Genomic DNA, 26809 nt, shown 5'->3' with positions numbered 1-26809 from the left:
GTCTTATGTCTTGTTCTTGCGGGAGGTGCTAACGGATGTCGGTGATCTTGACTTCGTTCTCGGCGGAATACAGGTCGATCACGCGGCAGTCGCCGCACATCTTGAGGCGGTCGGCCGCCGCGCCCTGGAACATCGCATGGCCCGCCAGCTTGCCCAGCATGGACTCTATGGCCTTGAGCGTGCCGAAGGGCTTGGCACAGCGTATGCAATGGTAGGGCGGGCTTTCGTTGAGCACCCTCGCCTCCTTGCGCTGCGGCGTCAGCAGCAGGCGCGGCTGCAGCGTGATCGCGTCCTCGGGGCAGGTGGTGGCGCACAGGCCGCACTGCACGCAGTTTTTCTCGATGAACTTGAGCTGGGGGCGATCCGGGTTGTCCTGCAGCGCGCTGGCCGGGCAGGCGCTCACGCAGCTCAGGCACAAGGTGCAGCTGTCGGCATTGACCACCAGGCTGCCAAAGGGCGAGCCTTGGGCGGGCAGCGCAATCGCTTCGGGCAGCACAGCGGGCGCCTGCTGTATCAGGTGGTCCAGCGCCATGTCCAGCGTGCTGCGCTTTTCCTGCGCGACGGCAAAGCGCGCCGGTGCGGCAGGCACGGCGGGCCGGTTGCGGGCCAGGGCCTGCAGGCCGGCATCCAGGCCGGCGACATCACCGGCTTGCGCGCGCAGCAAATGGAAGTGAACGCCCGCATAGCCCAGGCCGTTCAAAAGCGCTTGCGCCACGCGCATCTGCTGCGTGAGGCCTTCGAGATAAGCCGGCGCTTCTTCGTCGGTCACCAGCACGGCAACTTGCGAAGCGCCGAAGGCGACAGCGCTGAGCCAGAGGTCCAGGCCCAGGCTGGCCGTGTGCCACAGCGCCTGCGGGATTACATTGGCCGGCACGCCGCGCACGGTTTTTTGCAGGCGCGCGGCGCGGCCCAGAGCCTCGACGGCCTGCTGGCCGCGGCCCTGGCTGTGGAACAGCAGGACCGGCTGCGTGCCGCCGGCTTTTGCATAGGCCGACAGCAAGGTCTTGAAGCGCACGCCCTGCTCGCTCGCGCGCGGATAGGCGTAAGTGAGCGCCCCCGTCGGACACACCGTGGTGCAGGCGCCGCAGCCCACGCAGAGATTGGGGTTGACGACGATCTGCTGGCGTTTTTTCTCGCTGCTGACGGCGCCGGCCGAGCAGATGTCCACACAGGCATTGCAGCCCACAGTGTCGTTGCGGCTGTGGGCGCAGAGTTTTTGTTTGTAGGCAAAAAACTTGGGCTTTTCAAACTCCCCCACCATGTCGCGCAGCTTGAGCACGGTGGCCGGCAGGCCGGGCGAGGCCAGGCCGGCTAAGGCATCCTGCGCGAAATAGCCTTGCGGCGGCGCATGCAGCGTGAACAGCGGTTTGGCGCCCAGGTCCAGCACCAGGTCGAAGGATTCGGTCAGGCTTTGCGGCGCGCGGTTGAAGTCGATCGCGCCGGCCACCTTGCAAACCGCCGTGCAGTCGCGGTGTGATGTGCATTTGGCGCTGTCGACCTGGTAGCTCAGGTCTATGGCGCCTTCCGGACACACGGCGACGCAGGCATTGCAGCGTGTGCAGAGGTCCAGGTCTATGGGGTTGGTCTTGTCCCAGCTCGCTTCAAATGCGCCCAGCCAGCCCTTGAGCGCAAGCCGCTCGCCGCTGATCACCGGGTATTGGCGCTCCTGCGCGGGAAGGCCGGCCTGCGCGCCAGCGGAAACACCCTGCGCGAAGATGGTGACTTCCAGCGTATCGGCCAGTAGCGCCGCCACCTGCTCGGCCTGGTCGACAGGGCCGACGATCAGCAAACGGCCGGCGCTCTTGTACGTCACGGTGGCCACGGGCTCGGCATCAGGCAATTGGGCCGCGGCCAGCAGCGCCGCGATCTTGGGGCCGGCGCTGGAAGCATCCTTGCTCCAGCCGCCGGTCTCACGGATATTGACGAACTTGACGATCGAAGTTGCGCCCTCGGTTTGCGCGCCGACCTCGGCGAACAGGCGTTTTTCCTGGGTGCAGGCCACCACCACGTCGTCGCCCGATTGCACGGCCTTCTGGAAAGCCCCGGCTTCGCGCCGGCACAACGCTGAATGCAGCGTCAGGCTCTCATTGAGGGCCTCGCCCAGCGCCTGGGGCTGGAGCGGCATGGTCTGGTTGCAGTCGCAAATCAGTGTGGGCATGGTCTGGTTGGCTACCGGCCGCGGGGGGCTCGGCTTGGCTGGTCTGTGCGGGCCCGGCCGGCTCGGGAGGAGCTATGTCCGGGTTTTCATAGGAGGACTGTGCCACGGTTTCATCCGTGGGGTTATTCACGCTTTCCCGTGGCGGGGCGGCGGCATCCTGCGCGGCGGCCTTCTTGTCTTCATCCTCATCATCAAACAGCTTGAGGAACTTCGCACTGGCCATCTGCCGCAGCATGGATTCGGGAATCGGCTCGAACTTGGAGTAATCGTCGATGTAGGTGTCCAGTCCGTCCATCACATTGAAATGCGGGTCGGCAAAGAGTTTTTTCATGGCCGCGTTGCGCACCTCGGGGCTCACATTGCCGGCCATAAAAGGCTTGAAGTCGGAATCGCGGGTCAGCAGCCTGGCGTCGTCCAGCGTCGGCGCTTTAGGGGGGTCGGCATCAGGCAAAGGCGCTTGCGCTATCGGCTCCGCCTGTGTGGGTGCCACTGGCGCAAGGGGAGCGGCGGGGGCGGGGACGGGAGCCACCGCCGGCTCATCCAGAACCTTGCCCTGGCGCGCCTCTTCCTTGCGGCGCGCCCAACGGCCCAGGAAGCCGGCAGGTTCCTCAGCCATGGCCGCCTCCACCGGTTTTTTTGACCGTGCTCACACTCGCGGGGTTGCCGAAGCGGTCGGTCAGGGACTTGAAGCTTTGCGGACGCTGCCGGCGCTTGGGTTCAGCCACATGGTGCTTGTCGACGAACTCGCGCAGCCAGGCCACGACCTCGGGCGGCGCGGGCACCTGTTCCACGGTTTCCTGCGCGTCCAGCCAGCGGCCGGCGTCGTGGTAGCTCAGGGTCACGGTCTGGGGAAGGGCAATCGGCTCATCGGCCAGCAAGGCTTCTTCCTCCATGCGCCACAACACCCAGAAGCAGGGCTGGCCGGTGCTGGCGTTGAGGTAATAACCTTCGGCGTCGTCGGTGAACAGTTCGACCGCAAAGCCCGGGTGCAGCCAGCGCTCCTCGCGCTCGTCGTTGAGCAGCAGCCGCGGCACGGTGCCAAAACCGTCTTCATGCGGCACCACGTCAGCCAGCACCCAGCGCCAGGGCTGCCAGCGGTTGTTGATGCGTTCGCGGCGCATGACAACGGCCACCGCTGTGCAGGGCCGCTGCACGCCGGCGTCTGTTTCGGGAGAGCGCAGCTGGAAGTCGGACATGCCCGCAGTGTACGGCGGGCTCCAGCCCGCGCAGGAAAGACCCTAGCGCGCGCCTGCCCCCTCGCCATAGCCCTGGGTGGCCGACACCTGGCCGCCGCGGCGTATCGCGACGGCGCAGTACTTGAACTCCGGGATCTTGCCGAAGGGATCCAGCGCGGCATTGGTCATCAGGTTGGCCGCCGCCTCGTAATAGGCGAAGGGGATGAAGACCGCGCCGTGCGGCGTGCCGTCGTCGCGCCGTACGTGGATGGCGACCTGGCCGCGGCGCGACTGCACGGTGATCACGTCGCCGGCCTGCAGCCCCAGTTCCGCGAGGTCGTCGCCGCACAGCGAGGCGGTGGCCATGGGTTCGATCGCATCGAGCACCGTGGCGCGCCGCGTCATGCTGCCGGTGTGCCAGTGCTCGAGCTGCCGTCCGGTGATCAACACAAAGGGGAAGTCCGCATCGGGCCGCTCGTTGGCCGGGATGATGTCGGCGGGCACCAGGTGCACGCGCCCGTCGTTGGTGGCAAAGCGGTCTATGAAGACGGTGGGCGCGCCAGGGTCGTCTTCGCTCAGGCAGGGATAGGTCACGCTGGACTCGCGCTGCAGGCGCTCCCAACTGATGCCCGAGATCGCCGCGTGCATGGCCTGGCGCATTTCCTCATAGACGGCCGCCACGCCCGAGTGCTCGCCGGCATAGTTCCAGTTAAGGCCCATGCGCTGCGCGATCTGCTGGATGATCCAGAGGTCGGGTTTGGCTTCGCCGGGCGGCGTGATGGCCTGCTTGCCCAGCTGCACCATGCGATCGGTGTTGCTGACCGTGCCGGTTTTTTCGGGCCAGGCGGTGGCCGGCAGCACCACGTCGGCCAGCCAGGCGGTTTCGGTCATGAAGATGTCTTGCACCACCAAATGCTCCAGGCTGGCCAGCGCATGGCGCGCGTGGTTGAGGTCGGGGTCGCTCATGGCCGGGTTCTCGCCCATGATGTACATGCCGCGCACCTTGTGCGGGTCGCTGTCGGGCGCGAGCGCCTTGTGCATGATCTCGACCACCGTGTAGCCGGGCTTTTCGTCCAGCGGCGTGTCCCAGAATTTCTCGAACCAGGCATGCGCGCCGGCGTTGTCCACTCGCTGGTAGTTGGGAAACATCATGGGAATCAGGCCCGCGTCGCTGGCGCCCTGCACATTGTTCTGGCCGCGCAGCGGGTGCAGGCCGGAGCCGGGCTTGCCGATCTGGCCGGTCACCGTGACCAGCGCGATCAGGCAGCGCGCGTTGTCGGTGCCGTGCACGTGCTGGCTGATGCCCATGCCCCACAGAATCATCGCGCCCTTGGCCTTGGCGAATTCGCGCGCCACCTCGCGTAGGGTTTGCGCCGGGATGCCGCAGATGGGCTCCATGGCCTCGGGGCTGTAGCCCTTGACGTTTTCCTTGAGCGCTTCGTAGTTGCTGGCGCGCTTGCTGATGAAGTCCTGGTCGGCCAGGCCTTCGTCGATCACGGTGTGGATCAGCGCATTGAGCATGGCCACGTCGGTGTCAGCCTTGAACTGCAGGGTGCGCCAGGCGTGTTTGCCGATGTCGGTGACGCGCGGGTCCGCCAGCACGATTTTTGCGCCGTTCTTGGCGGCGTTCTTCATCCAGGTGGCGGCCACCGGGTGGTTGGCCGTGGGGTTGGAGCCGATCACAAAGATCAGGTCCGAGTGCTCCACGTCGTTGACCTGGTTGCTGACCGCGCCCGAGCCCACGCCTTCGAGCAGGGCCGCGACGCTGGAGGCATGGCACAGCCGCGTGCAGTGGTCCACATTGTTGGAGCCGAAGCCGGTGCGCACCAGCTTCTGGAACAGATAGGCCTCTTCGTTGCTGCCCTTGGCCGAACCGAAACCGGCCAGCGCTTTTTTGCCGTGCGTGTCGCGCAGGCCCTTGAGGCTGCCGGCGGACAGCGCCAGCGCTTCCTCCCATGTCGCCTCACGGAACACCTCGGACCAGTCGGCGCTGTCGCGGTTGAGGTTTTGCAGCGCCTCGGGGTCCTTGCCCACGCCGGCCTTGCGTATCAGCGGCACCGTCAGGCGCTGCGGGCTGTGGGCATAGTCAAAACCGAAGCGGCCCTTGACGCACAGGCGCGAATGGTTGGCCGGGCCGTCGCGCCCGTCCACGCTGACGATCTTGTTGTCCTTGACGTTGTAGGTCAGCAGGCAGCCGACGCCGCAGAAGGGGCAGACCGAGTCGACTTTTTTGTCGACCACCTGCGAGCCGACCTGCGATTTGGGCATGAGCGCGCCCGTGGGGCAGGCCTGCACACATTCGCCGCAGGCCACGCAGGTGCTGTCGCCCATGGGGTCGTTCAGGTCGAACACGATTTCGCTGTGCGAGCCGCGCATGGCGTAGCCGATCACGTCGTTGACCTGCTCCTCGCGGCAGGCGCGCACGCAGCGGTTGCACTGGATGCAGGCATCCAGGTTGACCGCCATGGCAGGGTGCGAGACGTCGGCCGCGGGCTGCTCGCGGCGCAGGGCCTTGAGCGCGGGGCGCACCTGCACTTCCATGCGGTCCGCCCATTCGCTGAGTTCGCCGTGCTGCAGCGACTCGTCTTTTTCATTCCATTTGTAGCCGGCGTCGGGCATGTCCGACAGCAGCATCTCCAGCACCATTTTCTGGCTCTTGAGCGCACGTTCGCTGTGCGCCTGCACCTCCATGCCGGCCGTGGCGCTGCGGCAGCAGCTGGGGGCCAGCGTGCGCTCGCCCTTGACCTCGACCACGCAGGCGCGGCAGTTGCCGTCGGGCCGCAGGCCGTCCTTATAGCAAAGGTGGGGGATGTCCACGCCGTGGCGCGCGGCGGCCTTGAAGATGGTTTCGCCTTCGTAGGCATGGATGCTCTTGCCGTCGAGCTTGAACTCCACGGTTTGCGGCAGCACTTCAGCGAGTTTGGCGGGGGCGTTCATGCCGCGGCTCCGATCTCATGCGGGAAATATTTCTGGATGCTGCGCACCGGGTTGGGCGCGGCCTGGCCCAGGCCGCAGATGGAGGCGTCGGTCATCACGATGTTGAGGTCTTCCAGCGTGTCGCCGTCCCAGCGCTCGGCCTGCATGAGCTGCGCGGCCTTGGCCGTGCCGACGCGGCAGGGCGTGCACTGGCCGCAGCTTTCGTGTTCGAAGAACTTCATCATGTTGAGGGCGGCGTCGCGCGCGCGGTCCTGGTGGCCCAGCACCATGACGGCGGCCGAGCCTATGAAACAGCCATAAGGCTGCAGGGTGTCGAAGTCCAGCGGGATGTCGCCCAGGGACGCCGGCAGGATGCCGCCCGAGGCGCCGCCGGGCAGGTAGGCGTAAAAGTCGTGGCCCTCGGCCATGCCGCCGCAGTATTCGTCTATCAGCTCGCGCACCGTGATGCCGGCCGGCGCCAGCTTGACGCCGGGCTGTTTGACGCGCCCGCTCACGCTGAAGCTGCGCAGGCCCTTGCGGCCGTTGCGGCCGAAACCGCTGAACCACTGTGGGCCTTTTTCGACGATGTCGCGCACCCAGTAGAGGGTCTCGAAGTTGTGCTCCAGCGTGGGCCGGCCGAACAGGCCCACCTGCGCGATGTAGGGCGGGCGCATGCGCGGCTCGCCGCGTTTGCCTTCTATGCTTTCAATCATGGCCGACTCTTCACCGCAGATGTAGGCGCCCGCACCGCGCCGCAGCTCGATCAGCGGCAGCTCGCAGGGCGGGTCGGCGCGCAGCTTGGCCAGCTCGGCCTGCAGGATGGCGCGGCAGTCGTGGTATTCGTCGCGCAAATAGATGTAGCAGGCCTCCACGCCCACCACCTGGGCCGCGACCAGCAGGCCTTCGAGGAAGCGGTGCGGGTCGCGCTCAAGGTAAGTACGGTCCTTGAAGGTGCCGGGCTCGCCCTCGTCGATATTGACCGCCATCAGGCGCGGCGCCGGCTGATCGCGCACGATGCGCCATTTGCGGCCGGCCGGGAAACCCGCGCCGCCCAGGCCGCGCAGGCCGGAATCTTCCATGGCCTTGATGATGCGTTCGGCGTCTTCCTCACCGTTGACCACCGCGGCGGCCAGCGCATAACCGCCGTGTTCGCGGTACAGCGCATAGCCGGTGTACGCCGGCATGGCGGCCGTATCGATGCCGGTCACGCTGTGTTCGGCGAAATCGGCAGCGTTAAAAGGCACGACCGCTTGCGCTGCGCCGGCAGGGCTTTGCACCTTGCCGACCGCGGAGACCACGGCCTGCGGCGTCGCAAAAGGCAGGGCCTGCTGGTGCACCGCGACGGCGGGCGCCTGCTCGCAGCGGCCTATGCAGGGCGCGGCGACCACACGCACGTCCTGGCTTCCAAGCAGCGCCGGCAGGCGCGCCAGCAAATCTTGCGCGCCGGCCAGTTCGCAGGCCAGGCCGTCGCAGACCCGCACCGTGAGGCCGGGGGCCTGGCCGTCGCCGCGAATCACTTCAAAGTGATGATAAAAAGTCGCGACCTCGTAGACCTCGGCCATGGGGATGTTCATCTCCTTGGCCAGCGCCACCAGGTGCCTGTCGTGCAGGCAGCGGTAAGCGTCGTTGAGCGCGTGCAGGTGCTCGATCAGCAGGTCGCGCCTGTGGCCTGCCTCGGGCCGCGCGCCTATCAGCGCGCGCACCTCGTCCAGCGATGCATCGTCGGCCTGGCGCCCCTTGAGTTTGCTTTTGCGGCGTATGCGCTCGCGCATTTCGTCGACCGTTGCGACGGCAACGGCCTTGACTTCGGGACTGCGACCAGGATGGTTCATTGTTGGCTGGGCCGGCGTCCCCGCCTTAGGTGCGGGGACGGCTTGGCTTGAAACGAAATAATCTGTGAATCAATCAAACAAGGGAAGCTCAGGCAAAAAACTTGGCAACGCTTTGCAAGGTGCGGTAAATACCCCAGGCCAGCGGAATGCCCACCGCGAGCCAGGCCAGTACCACCACCACGGGGCTCACCGTGCCGCCGTTACCGTTGCCGCCATTGGCGCGGTGCAGTTCGGACGCCACGGCTTTTTCATGGGCCAGGCGTTTTTCTTCGGCGAGCTCGCTGTCGGTCATGAACCACTTGGGGTTCAGCGGGCGCACCAGCAGGTTGCAGACCAGGCCCAGCACCAGCATGCCCACCAGGATGTACATGGTCTGGTTGTACACCTGCTCGCGCGGAATGCCCAGCCCCAGCTGGTATTCGCGCATGTAATTCACCACCACCGGGCCCAGGATGCCGGCCGTGGCCCAGGCCGTCAGCAGGCGGCCGTGGATGGCGCCCACCATCTGGGTGCCGAAGATGTCGGCCAGGTAGGCCGGCACGGTGGCAAAGCCGCCGCCGTACATGCTCAGGATCACGCAGAAGGCGCCGACGAACAGCAAGATGCTGCCGGCCGCCGCGCTGCCCGGCACGCTGAAATACAGCACGCCGCCCAGCACGAAGAACACCACATAGGTCATCTTGCGGCCCAGCTTGTCGGACAGGCTGGCCCAGAAGAAGCGGCCGCCGATGTTAAAGAGGCTCAGCAGCGCGGTAAAACCGGCAGCGACGGTGGCGATGGCGGCCAGCTGCGCCTTGTCGAGTTCGCCGAACTTCTGGCTCACGCCTATCAGCGAGCCGCCGAACACTTCCTGCAGCATGGGCGAGGCCATGCCGATCACGCCGATGCCGGCGCTCACATTCATGCACAGCACCATCCAGATCAGCCAGAACTGCGGAATGCCCCAGACTTTTTTCACATGCACATGGCGCTGCGTGATCATGGTGTTGGTGGCGGCGGGCGGCGGCGTCCAGCCCTCGGGCTTCCAGCCGGTTTCAGGCACGCGGTAGCCAAAGGCGCCGGCCATCATGAAGACGAAGTACACGACGGCCATGACAACAAAGGTCTGCATCACGCCCACGCTGGTCGGCGTGGCGAAATATTTCATGAGGTCGGCCGCGAGCGGCGAACCTATCATCGCGCCGCCGCCAAAGCCCATGATGGCCATGCCGGTGGCCATGCCGCGGCGGTCGGGGAACCACTTGATCAGCGTGGAGACCGGCGAGATATAGCCCAGCCCCAGGCCTATGCCGCCTATGACGCCGGAGCCCAGGATCATCAGCCAGAACTGGTGCAGGTAAATGCCCAGGGCCGAGATCAGCATGCCGCCGCACCAGCAGACGGCCGACACCACGCCGGCCTTGCGCGGGCCGGCGCGTTCCAGCCAGCCGCCCCAGGTGGCCGCGGAAATGCCCAGCAGCACGAAGAACAGGGTGTACATCCAGCCCAGGGTGGAGATTTTCCAGTCGCAGCTGGTGGTGAACAGCTCGGCGATAAAGCCGACTTCAGGGCCGCATTTGATGGATTCCTTGATGCCCAGCGCCTTGGACAGCGGCAGCCAGAACACTGAAAAACCATAGGCCATGCCTATGCACAGGTGGATCGCCAGGGCGGCGGGAGGCACCAGCCAGCGGTTGAAGCCGGGGCCGGCAATGATGCGCTCTTTATCGAGGAATCCAGACATGTCTTCTTATCTCCGTGTTATGGCTTATTGGTATTTCCCACCCTGAACGAGTGCGCGAAGTGTCGCGGCCGCACGGCAACACGGTCAAATTGAATCGAGACATGCATCGATTCAAAAATTAAATAGAGCCCCCACGGTCGCTCACTTCGTGTAGCTCCCTGCCCCCCGAGGGGGCCGCTGCGCCTGCGGCCCGGCAAAGCCGGTTCCGCGGCCCTGACTGGTTTAGGGAGCCCCCTGCTGCGGCCGGGGGAGGATTGGGGAAGCGCGCTAGACGCTCAGGAGACCGCTATGGGCTGCTGCGTGGCGCAGCCAGCCCGCGTCTTGCGCAAGGGCCAGCGCCGCTTCCAGGGTGCGAGAGGGGTCGCCGCCCTGGGCCATAAAGCCTATGGTGGTGCGCACCTCGGGGCTGACCAGGGGCAGGGCTTCGAGCTCGCGATAGCCGCGCACCGCGCCCACCAGCGCGCCGGGCATCACGGTGCAGACATTGCCCTCGGCCACCGACAGCGCCAGCGTGAGGATGGAGTTGGTCTGGATGACCGGCTCGCAGGCCTGGCCGGCTTCCTGGAAGGCCTTGTCGACGATGGTGCGGTTGTGCATGTCGCGCGTGAGCAGGCACAGCGGATGTTTGGCGGCCTCGGCCCAGCTGATCTTGGGGCCGATTTGCATGACGTCCTTGCTGGCCTTGGCGGCGCGGCGCACGAAAAAATAGTGCTCGGTGTACTGCTTGATCTGGCGCAGGCTGGGTCCGTTGGCGCGCAGCCGGTCGGTGTAGCCCAGGCCCATGTCCAGCGCCAGGCTCTCCAGGCCGGCCTCCAGTTCGTTGGAGCTCATGGAGCGCACCGTGGGCGAGATGCCCGGGTAGCGCGCCTGCAGCAGCGCGCAAAAGCGCGCGGCCACCGGCATGGCGGTGGGCACGGCCCCTATGGCGAGGCTGCCCTGCGGTTTGCCTATGCCGCTGTCGAGCTCCTGCTGCAGCAGCTCGCGCTCATGCAGCATGCGCTGGGCGCTGAGCAGCACACGCTCGCCTTCGGGCGTGAAGCCTTCGAAGTTGCGCCCGCGCCGCACGATGACGGTGCCGAATTCCCGCTCCAGCGCGCGCAGCGCATTGGACAGCGCCGGCTGCGTGATGTGGCAGGCCTGGGCCGCGCGGCCGAAATGTTTGTGCTCGTCGAGCGCGGCCAGGTAACGCAGGGATGCCAGCAGGTTCATGGGGCGCCGCGCCTGGGCTGTTTCAGGTGTTCTTGCTGATGGTGATGGTCGGGAACTTGGCGGAAAAGTCCTTGGACTTGGCCGCCACGGTGACGGCCATCTTGCGCGCCACGGCCTTGTAGATGCCGGCGACCTCGCCGTCTGGGTCGGCCACCACGGTGGGCCGGCCGTTGTCGGCTTGCAGGCGTATCTGCATGTCCAGCGGCAGCGCGCCCAGGTAGTCCATCTTGTAGTCGGCCGCCATCTTCTTGCCGCCGCCCTCGCCGAAAATGTGCTCGGCATGGCCGCAGTTGCTGCAGATGTGCACCGCCATGTTTTCGACGATGCCCAGGATGGGCACGCCGACTTTTTCGAACATCTTGATGCCCTTTTTGGCGTCCAGCAGCGCGATGTCCTGCGGCGTGGTGACGATGACGGCGCCCGTCATGGGCACGCGCTGCGACAGCGTGAGCTGGATGTCGCCGGTGCCGGGCGGCATGTCGACGATCAGGTAGTCCAGGTCTTTCCAGTTGGTCTGGCGCAGCAGCTGCTCCAGCGCCTGGGTGGCCATGGGGCCGCGCCAGATCATGGCTTCGTCCTGGGCCACCAGAAAGCCTATGGACATGACCTGGATGCCGTAGTTCTCCATGGGCTCCATATTCTTGCCGTCCACGCTCTCGGGCCGGCCTTCGATGCCCATCATCATGGGCTGGCTGGGGCCGTAGATGTCGGCGTCGAGCAGGCCCACGCTGGCGCCCTCGGCCGCCAGGGCCAGGGCCAGGTTGACGGCCGTGGTGCTTTTGCCGACGCCGCCCTTGCCGGAGGCGACGGCGATGATGTTCTTGACGTTGGGCAGCAGCTGCACGCCGCGCTGCACGGCGTGGCTGGCGATCTTGACCGCGACATTGACCGAGACGTTGCCGGCGCCGGGCACGGCCTTGACGGCGGCGATCAGGCTTTTGCGCAGGCCGGCGACCTGGCTTTTGGCCGGGTAGCCGAGTTCGATGTCGAAAGACACGTCGCTGCCGCTGATCTGCAGGTTTTTCAGGGCCTTGGTGCTGACAAAGTCTTTGCCGGTGTTGGGATCCAGCACGGCTTGCACGGCGTTCAGGACGGCCTGTTGGTCCAGGGACATGGGGAAATACTCCGTTGAATCTGTCAAGTGGGGCGGCGCTCTGGCGGCGGCGGGGGTTGGGCTGAAGTCTAACGCCGTGGCGGCGCCCACTGGGGTCATGGGGACTTGGCGGGGCGGCATGGGGGCCAAGCGACTTAAAATTGCGGGTTAGCCCTCATTAAGCCAAAAAAGATCCCTATGTCCCAGCGCCGCCTGTTTGTCACCACCGCCCTGCCCTATGCCAACGGCAATTTCCATATCGGCCACATCATGGAATACATCCAGGCCGACATCTGGGTGCGTTTCCAGCGCATGCAGGGCCATGCGGTGAACTTTGTGGGCGCGGACGACGCCCACGGCGCGCCCATCATGATCGCCGCCGAAAAAGCCGGCAAGACACCGCAGCAGTTCGTGGCCGACATCGCCGCGGGCCGCAAGCCCTACCTGGACGGCTTTCACATCAGCTTTGACAACTGGCACTCCACCGACGGCCCGGAAAACCACGAACTCGCGCAGCAGATCTACCTGGACCTCAAAAAGGCCGGGCTGATCGCGACCAAGACGATTGAACAGTTCTTCGACGCCGAGAAGAGCATGTTCCTGCCCGACCGCTTCATCAAGGGTGAATGCCCGAACTGCCACTCGAAAGACCAGTACGGCGACAACTGCGAGGTCTGCGGCGCGGTGTATGCACCCACCGACCTGATCAACCCCTATTCGGCCCTGTCGGGTGCCAAGCCGGTGCTTAAAAGCTCCGAGCATTTTTTCTTCACCCTGTCCGACCCGCGCTGCGTGGAGTTCCTCGAAAAATGGACGCAGGACGGCAAGCTGCAGCCCGAGGTGGCCAACAAGGTCAAGGAATGGTTCTCGGTGCGCGAGAATGCCGACGGCACCAAGAGCGAAGGCCTGGGCGACTGGGACATCAGCCGGGACGCGCCCTACTTCGGCATTGAAATCCCCGATGCGCCGGGCAAGTATTTTTATGTCTGGCTGGACGCGCCCGTCGGCTACCTGGCCTCGCTCAAAAACCTGCTTGAAAAACGCGGCGATAACTACGACGCCTACATGGCCACGCCCGGCCTGGAGCAGTACCACTTCATCGGCAAGGACATCGTCACCTTCCACACCCTGTTCTGGCCGGCCATGCTGCACTTCAGCGGCCGCAAGACGCCCGACAACGTGTTTGTGCACGGTTTCCTGACGGTGAACAACGGCGAGAAGATGAGCAAGAGCCGCGGCACAGGCCTGGACCCGCTCAAGTACCTGAGCCTGGGCATGAACCCCGAATGGCTGCGCTATTACCTGGCCGCCAAGCTCAATGCGCGCAACGAGGACATCGATTTCAACGCCGACGACTTCATGGCGCGCGTCAACAGCGACCTGGTGGGCAAGTACATCAATATCGCCAGCCGCGCCGCGGGCTTTATCAGCAAACGTTTTGCCGGCCAGCTCGGCGAGGTGTCGGCCGACGGTGCAGCGCTGCTGGAAGCGCTGCGCGCGGCCAGGGACGTGATCGCGCCGCTTTATGAAAGCCGCGAGTTCGCCAAGGCCCTGCGCGAAACCATGCTGCTGACGGACCGTGTCAACGCCTATGTGGACCAGAACAAGCCCTGGGAACTCGCCAAGCAGGCCGGCAAGGACGCGCGCCTGCAGGACGTCTGCACGGTATGCATAGAGGCCTTCCGCCTGCTGACGATTTATCTGAAGCCCGTGCTGCCCGCCCTGGCCGCGCAGGTCGAAGGCTTCCTGAAAGTGGAAGCGCTGAACTTTTCGGCCGCTGGTGCCATGCTGGGCAAGGGCCATGTGATAGGCGACTACAAGCACCTGATGCAGCGCGTGGATGTCAAGCAGCTCGAGGCGCTGTTCGAGCCGCCGGCCCAGGCCGAAGCCGCGCCGGCCGCACCCGCGGACCTGCCGGGCGGTGAGGCGATCGCCCCTGCCATCACCATCGACGACTTCGCCAAGGTCGACTTGCGCATTGCCAAGATCGTCAGCTGCGAGGCGGTCGAAGGCTCGACCAAGCTGCTGCGCCTGACGCTGGACGCCGGCGAAGGCCGCATGCGCAACGTGTTCAGCGGCATCGCCTCGGCCTACAAACCCGAGGACCTGGTCGGCAAGCTGACGGTACTGGTAGCCAACCTGGCGCCGCGAAAAATGAAGTTCGGCATCAGCGAAGGCATGGTGCTGGCCGCCAGCCACGCCGACGAAAAAGCCCAGCCCGGCATTTATGTGCTGGAACCCCTGCCGGGCGCTACGCCGGGCATGCGCATCCACTGAGCCACGCGCCGGTCTAGTGCCTCAGCCGGCCGCCGCGTTGATAAAACGCAAGCCGGTGCCGGAGCGGCCCGACAGCTCCCTGAGCACATTGCCCATGGCGTGCAACAGCTGCTCGGCATCGGGCGCATTGAAAGGCGCCTCGGCCACGGCAATCCTGAACTGCATCATGGTGCCGGGCGGCAGGCTGGGGCTGTCGGCCAGGCCCCGGGCAATCAATCGCTGCGCGATCTGCGTGAGCTCGTCGCGCGTGAGGTGGCCTTGCAGGATCAGCAAAAAGTCGCCGTCGCGGTGGCGCGCGACAGTGTCGCCGTCACTCGCCACGCCGGCCACGCAGGCCCCGGCCTGTACCACCGCGCTTTGCGCCGCTTCCATGCCGTAGTCCTGGCGGATGTCGATGGCGTTGCCCAGCCGCACCCGCATCACCGCGCCCGCGCCGGGGTCGCGCCGCTGGCGCACCAGCAGGGCATCCAGCCGCTGCAGCAGCACGCGGTGGTTGCCCAGCCCGGTCAAGGGATCGACCCGCGTGAGGGCGCCGACACGGGCCTGGTTGTCGCGCTTTTCGCGGCTGCGCAGGTACAGGGCTACCAGCAGCAGCAGGATCTCGAAGGCCGCGCCTATCTGCGCGCCGTACTGCGTGGCGACGCCCAGCGGCAGCATGGCCTGCGTGCGCAGGATGGGGAAAATCGAACCCACCGTCAGGCAAATCATGGCGGCCAGCACCCACAGGCCGACCATGGGCCGGCGCCAGACATACCAGCCGGCCACGCTGAGGTAAACGGCCATGCTGCCCAGGTAATAGGGCGTGGCCAGGTTGAAGGAGGACTTGTTGCCCATCACCAGGAAAGCCGTGAGGATGCCCGCGCCCAGCACCGTCATCAGCAGCAGGCCGCGCGACAACCAGGGCGCGTCGCGGTCGACCACCATCTGGCGCAAAAACAGGTGCAGCAGCGCGGCGGTGGCCAGCGTCAGGGCGACCGGCGCGCTGTCGTTCCACCAGGCATTGCCCGGCCAGAGAAACTCGCCGGCCAGCCCGGTCAGCGCCAGCTGGCCCGCGGCCACCACCAGCACGTAGCCGGCGAAAAAAAGATGGATGCTGTCGCGCCAGGACGCGGCGTGCAGCGTACTCATCATGGCGATCAGCAGGACCAGCCCGATGTACACGCCGAGCAGCAAATGCGACTCCTTGGACTGTTCGTGGAAGCTGTCCGGGTCGGACAGTTCCCAGGGCACGCTGATGGGGTAGTTGTGCGCCACCCGCAGGTAGCTGGGCTGGGTTTCGCCGGGCTGCAGCAGGAGCTCGAAGGCCGGGGTCAGATGCCGCACCGGCCACTGCGCGACAGGCATTGCGTCGCCGGAGCGCTCCAGTTGCCACACGCCGCCCGGCGCCGGGCGGTACAGGTCCACGCTGTCCATATTGGGGTGGGGAATAGTGAGCATCAGCGGCGTGGGCGCGGCGACCGCCGGCAGGGCCAGGCGGTACCACAGCGCCGCGCCGCCCCCGGTGGGCATGATCTCGCTGGGCTGGACGGCACGCCCCTCGCCGGCATCAAACTTGCTGCGTACCTGCTCGAAAGTGAGGGTACCCGCGCTGTCGACCAGCACCTGGCCCTCGCCCGGCACGCCGCGCCCGGCCTTGAAGGGGGCAGGCACCACGGCCGCAGGGCTTGCGGCGGGAATCTCGGCGGGGGCCAGCGCCACCGCCGGGGCAGCAGGAGCAGGGGATTCTTGCGCCACAGCCATGGCGTGTGCCAGCAGCAGCGCCGCCAAAGCGGCTGCCCGCCGCGGCAGGCGCCATCCGGGCATCCACGAAAAACCGAAAAAACCGGGCAATCACTTCTCCAGGAAAAGCACGCTGGGACAGTCCGGAACCAGGCGCCGTGAAGCCCCAAAGCTTATCCAGTCCGCGAAAGGCTGTAAAAGTAAGTATTTTGACCTACTAATTCAGTATTACTGTAACCAGCCTTTACATTGCCGGCAATGGAAAAATGTCACGCCAAGGACTTCTCGGCGGTACATGCCTGGCGCCACAATCAAAAAACCATGCACCTGCCCGCCTACCTTGCGCCGTTTCGCCCCCGCCTGTTTTCAGCACTCGCCGGCTACTCGCGGGAACGGTTTTTAAAAGACGCCGGAGCGGGCATCACCGTCGGCATCGTGGCCTTGCCGCTGGCCATGGCCTTTGCCATCGCCTCCGGCCTCAAGCCCGAGGCCGGCATCTGGACCGCCATCATCGCCGGCGCGCTGATCTCGGCGCTGGGCGGCTCGGCGGTGCAAATCGGCGGCCCCGCCGGCGCTTTCATTGTGATTGTCTACGGCATCCTGGAACGCTACGGCCTGGCCAACCTGCTGATCGCCACCGCTTGCGCCGGCGTGCTGCTGTTCCTGCTGGGCCTGCTCAAGCTGGGCACGCTGGTGCGCTATGTGCCGGTCAGCATCGTGGTGGGCTTTACCAACGGCATCGCGGTGCTGATCGCACTGTCGCAGGCCAAGGACTTACTGGGCCTGGTCGTGCCCAAGATGCCGGCCGATTTTTTCTCGCAGATCAAGGTCCTGGGCAACCACCTGGACAGCTTCAACCCCTATGCGCTGGGCCTGGGCCTGGTCTGCCTGCTGGGCCTGTTCATCTGGCCCCGGCTGTTCGACACGCAAGCGCGCGCCGCGGGCGGTTTTTTCACCATGCGCCTGATCCGGCTCATGCAGGCTGTCGAGGGCGTGCAGCTCAAGCGCGCCACGCGCATGGCCTCGCGCATGCCCGGCCCCATCGTGGCGCTGGTCACGCTGACGGCCTTTGCCTATTTCCTGGCCCTGCCGGTGGAAACCATAGGCACGCGCTTTCACGGCATTCCGCGCGCCCTGCCCGCGTTTGCCCTCCCCGACTTTTCATGGGAGACGGTGCGCCTGCTGGTGGCGCCCACCATCACCATCGCGATGCTGGGCGCGGTGGAGTCGCTGCTGTGCGCGCGTGTGGCCGACCAGGTCTCGGGCCTGCCGCGCCACGACCCCAACCAGGAACTGATGGCCCAGGGCGTGGCCAACTTCGTCGTGCCCTTTTTCGGCGGCATGCCGGCCACCGGCACCATTGCCCGCACCGTGACCAATGTGCGGTCCGGCGCCAGCTCACCGGTTTCAGGCCTCGTGCATGCGCTCACGCTGGTCATCATCGTGCTGGCGGCCGCGCCGCTGGCTGTGCACGTGCCGCTGGCCGTGCTCTCGGGCATCCTGCTTTACGTGGCCTGGAACATGGGCGAATGGCGCGAGTTCGCCCGCCTGCCCCAGGCCAGCAGCCACTACCGCCTCATCATGCTGGGCACCTTCTTCCTGACGGTGGTGTTCGACCTCACGGTGGCGCTACAGGTCGGGCTGATCCTGGCCTGCGTGCTCTTCGTGCGGCGCATGAGCAGCCTGTTCCAGGTGGTCGAGGTCTCGCGCGACGCGGACTCGGCGAGCTTCCAGCTCTACGGTTCGCTGTTCTTCGGCGCGGTGGCCAAGCTCGATCCTATCCTGAGCGTGGTGGAAGGCGCACCCAAAGGCCTGGTGGTGCGCCTGGACGTGCAGTCGCTGCAGTCGCTGGACACCTCGGGGCTGGACGTGCTGGAGCAACTGCACAAGGCCATCGTGCTGCGCGGCGGCCGGCTGGTCATCGCAGGGCTCAATGCCCAGCCGCTGGCCGTGATGGAGCGCTCGGGCTTTCTGGCAAAGATCGAGACGGCCTAACCGGCCCTTAGCGTGTCCCGCCGCTGGGATTCATGCTCTCTTCATCCACCGAGGCCGTCCCCTTGACCTTGAGGTCGGCGTCAAACACCACCGTAAAGATGCGCGCCGTCGAAGGCGGGTTCAGGTAGCGCCAGTCGTAATGGGTTTCCTGCCTGAGCGCATAAGGCGTGACCTTCATGGGCTTGCCGAGCATCTTGCGCACCTGTTCCATGCGCATGCCGGGCAGCACTTTTTCGAAATTCTGTGGCGTCAGCACCTGCCTGAGCGCGCTCATCTTGCCGTCCGCGCCTATGGTGATCATGTAGTTGGCTTGGCCCTGCGGCTGGCGGTTGTATTCAAAGGTGCGGGCGCCCGGCGCCGCGGCCGCGCCGGGCAGGGGCGTGTCGGCCATGTCGGCCGCGTCCCAGATTTTTTCGGGCTCGCCGAAGCGGGCGCGCACATCGGCTTCGGTGGCCACACCCTCTTCAAGCTCGGCGATGCGCTGCGGGTCGCAGCCCGCCAGGCCCAGAACAAATGAGAGCAGTCCCATACAGGCAAACATCCTTCTAGAGGGAAAAGCGGCCGAAAAGGGCGAAAACAAGGAAGGCATGGCAGACCCCGGTAAAATCAGCCCACTATACGTTTCAGGCAGTTTAGACCCCATGGCCCTCCTCAACATCTTCCGCCGCTCCGACTACACCTCCGACACGACGCAGTTCATAGACCAGCTCAAGGCCAAAAAGCCCACGCTGGAAGCGGAGCAGCGCGCCGGGCGCGCCCTGTTGTGGGACAAGAACCTGAACCGCAGCGAGCAGGCCGAGTACAGCGAAGCCCGCGTGCCCCAGCAGCCCTACGTCTACGGCACCAGCAGCCACCCCAACGGCAAATAAAAGGGCCCACGGCCCTTTACGCTCGCATCCGCTGTTTTCATGTCCCAACCCCATTTCCCGCCAGAACCCCAGGAACTGCCGCCGGCCGCCGGCCAGGCGCAGCCCGTGGTGGGAACGGACATGCCCGAAGTGATAGACCAGGTCGCGCTGGCGCGCCTTTACGGCGAGCCGCTGTTCGCGATGCCGCACGACCTGTACATCCCGCCCGATGCGCTGCAGGTCTTCCTCGAGGCCTTTGAAGGCCCGCTGGACTTGCTGCTCTATCTGATCCGCAAGCAGAACTTCAACATCCTCGACATCCCGATGGCGGCGGTCACGCGCCAGTACCTCACCTATGTCGACGAAATCCGCGCCACCAACCTGGAACTGGCGGCCGAATACCTGCTGATGGCGGCCATGCTGATCGAGATCAAGTCGCGCATGCTGTTGCCGCCCAAAAAGGTGGCCGAGGGCCAGGAGCCCGAAGACCCGCGCGCCGAGCTGGTGCGCCGCCTGCTCGAGTACGAGCAGATCAAGCTGGCCGCCCACAAGCTCAACGAAGTGCCGCAATTCGGCCGCGACTTCCTGCGCGCCCAGGTCTATGTCGAGCAGTCGCTGCAGCCGCGCTTCCCGGACGTCAACGTGGTCGACCTGCAGGAAGCCTGGCGCGACATCGTCAAGCGCGCCCGCCTGGTGCAGCACCACGTCATCAGCCGCGAAGAACTCTCGGTGCGCGAGCACATGAGCATCGTGCTGCGCAAGCTGCAGGGCCGCAAGTTCCTGGAGTTCGAGGAGCTGTTCGACGCCGCGCGCGGCATGCCGGTGCTGGTCGTGACCTTTATCGCGCTGCTGGAGCTCTCCAAGGAAGGCCTGCTGGAAGTCACGCAGGCCGAGGCCTTCGCGCCGATTTACGTGCGCCTGGCTTACACCCCCGCCTAGCCCCTCCCTTTTCATGACACGTTTGCCGGCCCCGCCGCCGCACGCCTTTGACGTCCTCATCATAGGCAGCGGCCTGGCGGGCCTGGCATCGGCGCTATTGCTCGCCCCAGGCCGGCGCGTGGCCGTGGTCACCAAACGCGAACTCAACGACGGCTCCAGCGCCTGGGCGCAGGGCGGCATGGCCGCCGTGCTGGCCGAGGGCGACACGCTGGCGCAGCACGTGGCGGACACCCTGGTCGCGGGCGCGGGCCTGTGCGACCTGCCGGCCACGCAGGCCGTGGTGCAAGGTGCGCCCGAGGCCATCGCCTGGCTGCGCCAATTGGGCGTGGCGTTTTCGGAAGACGGCGAACACCCGGGCGAGCTGCATCTGACCCGCGAAGGCGGCCACAGCCAGCGCCGCATCGTGCACGCGGCCGATGCCACCGGCGCGGCCGTGCAGCGCACGCTGATCGAAAAGGTTCGCGCCACGCCGGGCATCACGCTGTTCGAGCACCACATGCTGGTCGACCTCATCACCGACCGGCGACTCAAACGGCCCGGCAAGCGCTGCCACGGCGCCTATGTGCTGGACACCCTGAGCGGCCAGGTGCTGACCTTCAGCGCCGGCCAGACCATCCTGGCGACTGGCGGCGCGGGCAAGGTCTACCTTTACTCCACCAACCCCGACACCGCCACCGGCGACGGCATTGCCGCCGCCTGGCGCGCGGGCTGCCGCGTCGGCAATATGGAGTTCATCCAGTTCCACCCGACCTGCCTGTACCACCCCGAAGCCAAATCATTTTTGATCACCGAGGCGGTGCGCGGCGAAGGCGGCAAGCTGCTGCTGCCGCCCTCGGCCGGCGGCGGGCGCTTTATGCCGGCGCATGACGAACGCGCCGAACTCGCGCCGCGCGACGTGGTGGCGCGTGCCATCGACTTTGAAATGAAAAAGCACGGGCTGGATTGCGTCTACCTGGACATTTCGCACCAGAGCCCGGCGTTTTTGCGGGAGCATTTCCCCAACATCCTCCAGCGCTGCCTGGAACTCGGCATAGACATCACGCGCCAGCCGATTCCGGTGGTGCCGGCCGCGCACTACACCTGCGGCGGCGTGATGACCGACCTGCAGGGCCGCAGCGACGTGGCCGGCCTGTATGCCGTCGGCGAGACCGCCTGCACCGGCTTGCACGGGGCCAACCGCCTGGCCAGCAATTCGCTGGTCGAATGTGTGGTGCTGGCGCGCGCCGCCGCAAATGCCATAGCGGCCGAGGCCGCCGCCGAAACACCGGACCTGCCGGCCTGGGACGAAAGCCAGGTTACCGACGCCGACGAAACCGTGGTGATCTCGCACAACTGGGACGAGCTGCGCCGCTTTATGTGGAACTACGTGGGCATTGTGCGCACCACCAAGCGGCTGGAGCGCGCTGCGCACCGCATTGCCCTGCTCGATGCCGAGATCCAGGAGTTTTACGCCAACTTCCGCGTCACGCGCGACCTGCTGGAGCTGCGCAACCTGGTGCAGGTGGCCGACCTGATCGTGCGCTCGGCCCACGGCCGGCATGAAAGCCGCGGCCTGCACTTCAGCCGCGATTACCCCGGCATCGCGGAACAGGCTGTTCCGACTGTGCTGGTGCCGCCCGCAAGCTGATGCTTGCTCCACTCTTTTCCTGCCACTCTTCTATCCGGAGTCCCCCATGCCTCATTTAACTGTTGAATATTCGAGCAACCTCACCGGCTTCCCCAAGGCCGAAGTGCTCCAGGCGCTGAACCAGGCCGTTGCCGCCAGCCCTGAAATACAGAATGAATCCGACCTGAAAACCCGGCTGGTCGCACTGGACGATGTTGAAATCGGCACCGCGCCGGCCTCACGCGCTTTTGTCCATGCCCAGTTGCGCCTGCTCTCGGGCCGCACGCCTGAAGCCAAGAAGGACCTGGGCGAGCGCATCGCCGGCGTGCTGCGCCGCCTGACGCCGCGGCCGGCGGGCCTGATGGTGCAGCTGAGCGTGGAAATGGTGGACATGGACCGTGCGTCCTACGTCAAGGAACGGCTTTGAGAAAGCTTTAGGCCATCCTGACCTGAAGCTGGCTTTAGGCAGCATTCATGACGTGCGCATTGTGCCCCCCCCAACAACCGGCGCGCGTGGCGCACCGCATTGCCTGGCTTGACACCGAGATCCAGGAGTTTTATGCCAACTTCCGCGTCAAGCGTGGCCCTGCTGGAGCTGCGCGATCCTGACGCAGATGGCCTACCTGATCGTGCGCTCGGCCCATGGCCGGCACGAAAGCCGCGGCCTGCACTTCAGCCGCGACTATCCGGAGATGGCTGCTGCCGTGCCTACCGTGCTGGTACCCAGACAGCTTAAGCCGGCTGCGGCACCCCGCCATCGCACCGGCGCCACAACATCAGATAGCCCGGTGCCGTCTTGGTGCCTTCCACACGAACCATCACTTCTTTTGTGCGCAGCATCTCGAAACCGTTGTGCAAAGCGATACGGGTCAAATAGGCCCGGGAATGCGTGTAGCGGCCCGTGGTGTTCAGGCGAAAATCGCGAGCATCCAGCATGTCCGGCCCTTCTTTGACTTCCTCGTTGACGGCATCCAGGGACTCCACGGAAAACGCAAACAATCCGCCGGCGCGCAACAGTCTTTGCGCTTCGCCAAACAATCCGTCCAGCCTTCCGACATAGATAAACACATCGGTGGAGATCACCACGTCATAGCTGGAGGCCGCCTCCTCTTTCATCATCGCTAGCAGGTCCATGCGCTCAAGCCGGGTATAGATGCGCCGCGCCCCAGCCTTCACCAGCATGTTGGCGGAGAGGTCAACCCCCACCAGCTCTTTGGCATAAGGGGAAATAGCCAGGCCCGACAAGCCTGTGCCGCAACCCAGATCCAGCACAGACCATTGCCTCGCCGCCGGCGTGGAGACCTCGCGGACAAGATCCATCAGTTTTTCCGGCGCGTCGTAATGCAGTGTTTGAACCAGATGCGAGTCAAAAGTTTGCGCATACTCATCAAACAGCTGTGCAACGTAGCCGCTGGGCGTGCTGTCCCGCTGCTCACCCGAGAGGGCGGCCACCATATGCGTCACCGGGCTGTCGGGCTGTAGTTCGACAACCCGCCGGTAGCAGGCGATCGCACCTTCTTTATCCCCGCGCTTCAGAAAAGCGTTTCCAAGGAGTCGATGCGCGGTCACATGTCCAGGCGCGAGCTCAATCGCGCGCCGATAAAACGCCATGGCTTTCTCGCCTTGTCCCGACGCACTCATGACATTGCCAAGGGCTGCATGGATGTCGGCGTTGGCGGGGGCTATGGCAATCGCCTTTTCATAACACTCGGCGGCCTTTGTGTGTTGGCCAAGATACCCATAGGCGTCGCCCATCATCTTGTGAGAGACCACCGCAGTGGGCTCCAGCGCCACCGCCTTGCCATGGCAGGAAATGGCGCCTGCAAAATCCTGCTGGTTGAACAGCAGGTTACCCAGCAGAAAGCGGAATTCCGCTGAGTTGGGCAGGGCAAGAATGGCTCTCCTGACGACGGCTTTGGCGTCCTCGGTCTTGCCGGCTCCAAGCAAAAGATCGAAGAGATCGCGATACGCAAATTCAAAGTCCGGCTTGAGTGCCAGCGCTTGTGTGAAATGCCGGACTGATTCAGGGTGGTCGTCAAGAGCCTTTGCCGCCTTGCCCAGCAGATAATGCGCGTCGGCAAGCGAAGTGTCTATCGCCAGGGCACGTTCGAGTGCCACGGCAGCTTCCGCGAACTTCTGCTGTTCAACCAAAGAAAATCCCAGGCCGACATAGGCAGCGGCAAAACGCGGGTTGAGCGACACCGCCTGCTGGTAGCACGCAACGGCCTCGTCAAATTGGCCCAGGTTCAGGTGTTGGTCGCCTTGCCTTTTGGCGGCTACTTCCTGAGGCCCTGCGGGGGGTTCCCCGCTCAACAAGATTTTCAGTTCTTCCAGCACGGCTTACCTCTCAATCCAATGTTCACGCCATCGTGGCACATTGTCTCCTCGTCCTGGCGATTGCCAAACCCTGGGGGCTTTACCTTTACCTAGGCAAGCTGCTCCAGATCCGCCGGTATCCAGCCCCGCAGGCTGTTAACAAAAGCCAGCGCCTCCACGCGCGGCAGGTCCTCCACACGCACCACGGCTTCTTCCTGAATGTGACCGTCCTGCAACGCACGGGCGCGCCCCACACCGGCCAGCAAGCCGCAGCGCAGCGGCGGCGTGACCCAGCGGCCGTCCAGCAGAAAAGCCACATTGCCGCGCGTGCATTCCGTCAGTTCGCCGTCGGCGTTCCAGAGCAGCGTGTCGAACACATCGGGCTGTTCGGGTGTGAAGGCGTCGTAATGGGCGCGCCGGGTGGTCTTGCAGCGGACGAATTCGCCGTGTGCTTCATCCAACGGACGATTTGCCAGTTGCAAGCGCACACGCGCAAGTGAAGCCGGCAAGGCATAGGCCTCGGCGCACGCACGACCCAGTACGTCCAGCAACAAACGGACCCGCCACGGGCCCTGGGTGTGTGCATCGGCTACTGACTGCAATGCGCCCTGCACATGCCGTGCATCCCACGGGTAACCAAAATGCTGCGCGGCTTGGGCCATGCGCGCCAGGTGGGCATCGGCGTCGCGTAATTGGCCGTCTGCCAGACCCAGCGTTTCCAGCAACTCGAAGGGCGCGCTGGCGCGTTGCACAAAGGCCTGCTTGAGGCCCCACTCACGCCACTCGCCATCGGCCGTCGCGCCCGAGGTGATGCCGCTGCCGATGCCGCAGCGCGCCGCGTTGCCGCGCAAGGTCACGGTGCGTATCGGCACATTAAAAGTCGCCGCGCCGCCGGGCCGCAGCACACCCATGGCCCCGCAATACACACCGCGCGGCTCCGGCTCCAGCGCGCGAATCGCCCGCATGGCCCGCACCTTGGGCGCGCCGGTGATGGAGCCGCAGGGAAACAGCGCGGCAAACACATCGGCCAGGCTGCAGCCGGCCCGCGTGCGCGCCTCGACGTCCGAGGTCATCTGCCAGACCGCAGGCAGGGCCTCGGTGTGGAACAGGCGCGGCACGCGCACGCTAAAGGGTTGGGCGATGCGTGACAGGTCGTTGCGCAGCAGGTCCACGATCATCACGTTTTCGGCGCGCTCCTTGGCCGAATTGCGCAGGGCCTCGGCTTGCGCGGCATCGTCTTCTGGATTCACGCCGCGCGGCGCCGTGCCTTTCATGGGCCGCGTCAGCAGCTTTTCTTCGCGCCAGTCGAAAAACAGCTCGGGCGAGACCGACAGCAGTTGCTCTTCGCCCGTGTCCAGAAAAGCCGCATAGCCGCCCGGCTGGGCGCGCCGCAGGGCCTGGAACAGCGCCAGGACGCTGTGCGAATCGCCGCCCAGCGCAGCCCGCATCTGCGCCGTGAAATTGACCTGGTAGTACTCGCCATCGGCAATCGCGCGCTGCAATTCGGCCAGGGCGGCCTCAAACGCGGGGCGCGTCATCGCTTCCTGCCACTGAAGCTGCGGCGACGCTTCTTGTACCGGATCAGGCCAGGGCAGCGGCGCATCATGCACGGCAAACCAGGCCAGGGGCCCATCAGCCGGGTGCACTGCCAGCGCGGCATCAAAAGCGGGAGCGGCTTCATAACGCAGGTAACCCACGCACCAGGCGCCTTGCCCTGCCGAGGCCTGCGCGGCATCCAGCACCGCGCGCACCTCTTCGGGCCGCCGCGCCACCAGCACTTCGCGGGGTACGCCAAAGGCCTGGCGCAAACGCGGCCCCTCGGGCTGGTAGGGGTCGGTGAAATCGATGAGCGCTGAAACCGTGTCCGCCACGTGCTGGGCGCCCGTCAGGCCGCGCCTATGTTAGGCACCAGGCCCGTGACAGGCCGCCCCGCCTTCAAGGCTTCGGTGAAGGCCAGCATGCGGTCTATCGGCAAACGCGCGCGTTGGCCCAGCGCCGCATCGACCTTGATTTCGTTCGTTCCGGTTTCCAGCACCTGCGCCAGTCCGGCCAGGCCGTTCATGGCCATCCAGGGGCAGTGGGCGCAACTCTTGCAGGTGGCGCTGTTGCCGGCGGTAGGCGCCTCGATAAAGACTTTGCCGGGGTTCAGCGTGCGCAGCTTGTGCATCATGCCGTTGTCGGTGGCGACGATAAATTCTTTGGCATCCATCTCGCGCGCCGCCTTGAGGATGCCCGAGGTGGAGCCCACGGCATCGGCCAGCACGACCACGTCGGCGGGCGACTCGGGGTGCACCAACACTTTGGCACCGGGGTGTTCGGCTTTCAGGGCCTGCAGCTCAAAGGCCTTGAACTCGTCGTGCACGATGCAGGCGCCATTCCAGAACACCATGTCGGCGCCGGTCTCGCGCTGGATGTAGCCGCCCAGGTGGCGGTCGGGCGCCCAGAGGATCTTCTGGCCGCGCTCTTTGAGCGCGCGCACGATGTCGAGCGCGCAGCTGGAGGTCACCAGCCAGTCGGCGCGCGCCTTCACGGCCGCGCTGGTGTTGGCGTAGACCACGACCGTGCGGTCCGGGTGGGCATCACAGAAGGCGCTGAATTCAGCGGCCGGGCAGCCCAGGTCCAGCGAACAGGTTGCGTCCAGGTCGGGCATGAGCACGCGCTTTTCGGGCGACAGGATTTTCGCCGTCTCGCCCATGAATCGCACGCCGGAAACCACCAGGGTCTGCGCCGCATGGTCGCGGCCGAAACGCGCCATCTCCAGCGAGTCCGACACCAGGCCGCCGGTTTCTTCGGCCAGGTCCTGCAAATCGGGATGCACGTAATAGTGCGAGACCATGACGGCGTTGCGCGCCTTGAGCAGTTCGCGGATGCGGGTTTTGAGCGCCGTGCGTTCGGCCTGCGTGGGCTCGGCCGGCACGCGAGCCCAGGCCTGGTGCGTGCTGCAGGCGCCGGCCGCCTCGGGCTGCTCGTAGTCGACGCGAATCGGCACGGCTGTTTGCATGT

19 protein-coding genes and 1 pseudogene are annotated in these 26809 nt (G+C 65.6%); 7 read left to right on the top strand and 13 right to left on the bottom strand.

All coding sequences use genetic code 11. The features are described 5' to 3' along the window. Positions 1–28 precede the first annotated feature (28 nt). The 8 genes from BLQ85_RS14875 to apbC all read right to left on the bottom strand — a co-directional run bounded on the left by BLQ85_RS14875 (position 29) and on the right by apbC (position 12127). The gene (locus tag BLQ85_RS14875; protein WP_175456125.1) at positions 29–2158 is read right to left on the bottom strand and encodes a 4Fe-4S binding protein; all 2130 of its coding nucleotides are present in this window, start codon (positions 2156–2158) and stop codon (positions 29–31) included. Further along, entirely contained in the window at positions 2085–2774 is a 690-nt protein-coding gene (locus BLQ85_RS14870; protein WP_074578221.1) for a DUF3306 domain-containing protein, read from the bottom strand. Before BLQ85_RS14870 ends, BLQ85_RS14875 begins: the two co-directional genes overlap by 74 nt. Next, positions 2767–3354, bottom strand: a complete 588-nt coding sequence (locus BLQ85_RS14865) for a DUF3305 domain-containing protein (RefSeq protein ID WP_371327289.1) — start codon at positions 3352–3354, stop codon at positions 2767–2769. Before BLQ85_RS14865 ends, BLQ85_RS14870 begins: the two co-directional genes overlap by 8 nt. Before the next feature lie 42 nt (positions 3355–3396). Further along, positions 3397–6270, bottom strand: a complete 2874-nt coding sequence (fdhF, locus tag BLQ85_RS14860) for a formate dehydrogenase subunit alpha (protein ID WP_074578006.1) — start codon at positions 6268–6270, stop codon at positions 3397–3399. Continuing rightward, the gene (locus BLQ85_RS14855; RefSeq protein WP_074578005.1) at positions 6267–8081 is read right to left on the bottom strand and encodes an NADH-ubiquinone oxidoreductase-F iron-sulfur binding region domain-containing protein; all 1815 of its coding nucleotides are present in this window, start codon (positions 8079–8081) and stop codon (positions 6267–6269) included. The genes fdhF and BLQ85_RS14855 overlap by 4 nt, the downstream gene beginning before the upstream one ends. A gap of 88 nt (positions 8082–8169) precedes the next feature. Continuing rightward, positions 8170–9804, bottom strand: a complete 1635-nt coding sequence (locus BLQ85_RS14850) for an OFA family MFS transporter (RefSeq protein WP_074578004.1) — start codon at positions 9802–9804, stop codon at positions 8170–8172. A 267-nt stretch (positions 9805–10071) separates the two neighbouring features. Next, positions 10072–11013 (bottom strand): LysR family transcriptional regulator, encoded by a 942-nt coding sequence (locus tag BLQ85_RS14845; protein WP_074578003.1) that lies wholly within the window; start codon positions 11011–11013, stop codon positions 10072–10074. A 22-nt stretch (positions 11014–11035) separates the two neighbouring features. Beyond that, on the bottom strand, positions 11036–12127 hold the full coding sequence (gene apbC, locus BLQ85_RS14840) for an iron-sulfur cluster carrier protein ApbC (RefSeq protein WP_074578002.1): 1092 nt from the start codon (positions 12125–12127) through the stop codon (positions 11036–11038). Between the two features lie 177 nt (positions 12128–12304). Between apbC and metG the strand changes: the two genes are divergently transcribed. Continuing rightward, entirely contained in the window at positions 12305–14383 is a 2079-nt protein-coding gene (gene metG, locus BLQ85_RS14835; RefSeq protein ID WP_074578001.1) for a methionine--tRNA ligase, read from the top strand. A 21-nt stretch (positions 14384–14404) separates the two neighbouring features. Here the strand turns inward: metG and BLQ85_RS14830 are convergent, their stop codons facing one another. Next, positions 14405–16213 (bottom strand): sensor domain-containing diguanylate cyclase, encoded by a 1809-nt coding sequence (locus tag BLQ85_RS14830; protein ID WP_254806448.1) that lies wholly within the window; start codon positions 16211–16213, stop codon positions 14405–14407. A gap of 210 nt (positions 16214–16423) precedes the next feature. Between BLQ85_RS14830 and BLQ85_RS14825 the strand changes: the two genes are divergently transcribed. Continuing rightward, on the top strand, positions 16424–18097 hold the full coding sequence (locus tag BLQ85_RS14825) for a SulP family inorganic anion transporter (protein ID WP_074578218.1): 1674 nt from the start codon (positions 16424–16426) through the stop codon (positions 18095–18097). A 7-nt stretch (positions 18098–18104) separates the two neighbouring features. On the opposite strand, the gene bamE is transcribed toward BLQ85_RS14825, so the two are convergent. Continuing rightward, positions 18105–18626, bottom strand: a complete 522-nt coding sequence (gene bamE / locus BLQ85_RS14820) for an outer membrane protein assembly factor BamE domain-containing protein (protein WP_074578000.1) — start codon at positions 18624–18626, stop codon at positions 18105–18107. 112 nt (positions 18627–18738) lie between these two features. Between bamE and BLQ85_RS14815 the strand changes: the two genes are divergently transcribed. The 5 genes and pseudogenes from BLQ85_RS14815 to BLQ85_RS24820 form a co-directional block, all read left to right on the top strand. Next, positions 18739–18966 carry a DUF3460 family protein gene (locus BLQ85_RS14815; protein WP_007867807.1) on the top strand — a complete coding sequence of 76 codons (228 nt, stop codon included), beginning with the start codon at positions 18739–18741 and terminating at the stop codon, positions 18964–18966. Positions 18967–19005: 39 nt separating this feature from the next. Further along, positions 19006–19884 (top strand): segregation and condensation protein A, encoded by an 879-nt coding sequence (locus BLQ85_RS14810; protein WP_007867820.1) that lies wholly within the window; start codon positions 19006–19008, stop codon positions 19882–19884. 13 nt (positions 19885–19897) lie between these two features. After that, the gene (nadB, locus tag BLQ85_RS14805) at positions 19898–21511 is read left to right on the top strand and encodes an L-aspartate oxidase (RefSeq protein WP_074577999.1); all 1614 of its coding nucleotides are present in this window, start codon (positions 19898–19900) and stop codon (positions 21509–21511) included. Positions 21512–21557: 46 nt separating this feature from the next. Beyond that, complete coding sequence (locus BLQ85_RS14800; RefSeq protein WP_074577998.1) at positions 21558–21917, top strand: 5-carboxymethyl-2-hydroxymuconate Delta-isomerase; 360 nt, start codon at positions 21558–21560, stop codon at positions 21915–21917. A gap of 83 nt (positions 21918–22000) precedes the next feature. After that, positions 22001–22215: pseudogene (locus BLQ85_RS24820) on the top strand (L-aspartate oxidase); the annotation flags it as partial. A 7-nt stretch (positions 22216–22222) separates the two neighbouring features. On the opposite strand, the gene BLQ85_RS14795 reads toward BLQ85_RS24820, so the two are convergent. The 3 genes from BLQ85_RS14795 to nadA form a co-directional block, all read right to left on the bottom strand. Next, positions 22223–23827, bottom strand: coding sequence for a tetratricopeptide repeat protein (locus tag BLQ85_RS14795; RefSeq protein WP_074577997.1), 1605 nt, complete (start codon positions 23825–23827; stop codon positions 22223–22225). An 89-nt stretch (positions 23828–23916) separates the two neighbouring features. After that, positions 23917–25677: an aminodeoxychorismate synthase component I gene (gene pabB / locus BLQ85_RS14790; protein WP_074577996.1), complete on the bottom strand. Its 1761-nt coding sequence runs from the start codon at positions 25675–25677 to the stop codon at positions 23917–23919. A 14-nt stretch (positions 25678–25691) separates the two neighbouring features. Beyond that, entirely contained in the window at positions 25692–26807 is a 1116-nt protein-coding gene (nadA, locus tag BLQ85_RS14785; RefSeq protein WP_074577995.1) for a quinolinate synthase NadA, read from the bottom strand. Positions 26808–26809: the final 2 nt, after the last annotated feature.

The organism is Polaromonas sp. JS666 (genome assembly GCF_900103405.1).
Taxonomy (GTDB): Bacteria; Pseudomonadota; Gammaproteobacteria; order Burkholderiales; family Burkholderiaceae_C; genus Polaromonas.
The sequence above is the reverse complement of the archived record's forward strand: the minus strand, read 5'-3'. Positions and strand labels throughout refer to the sequence as shown.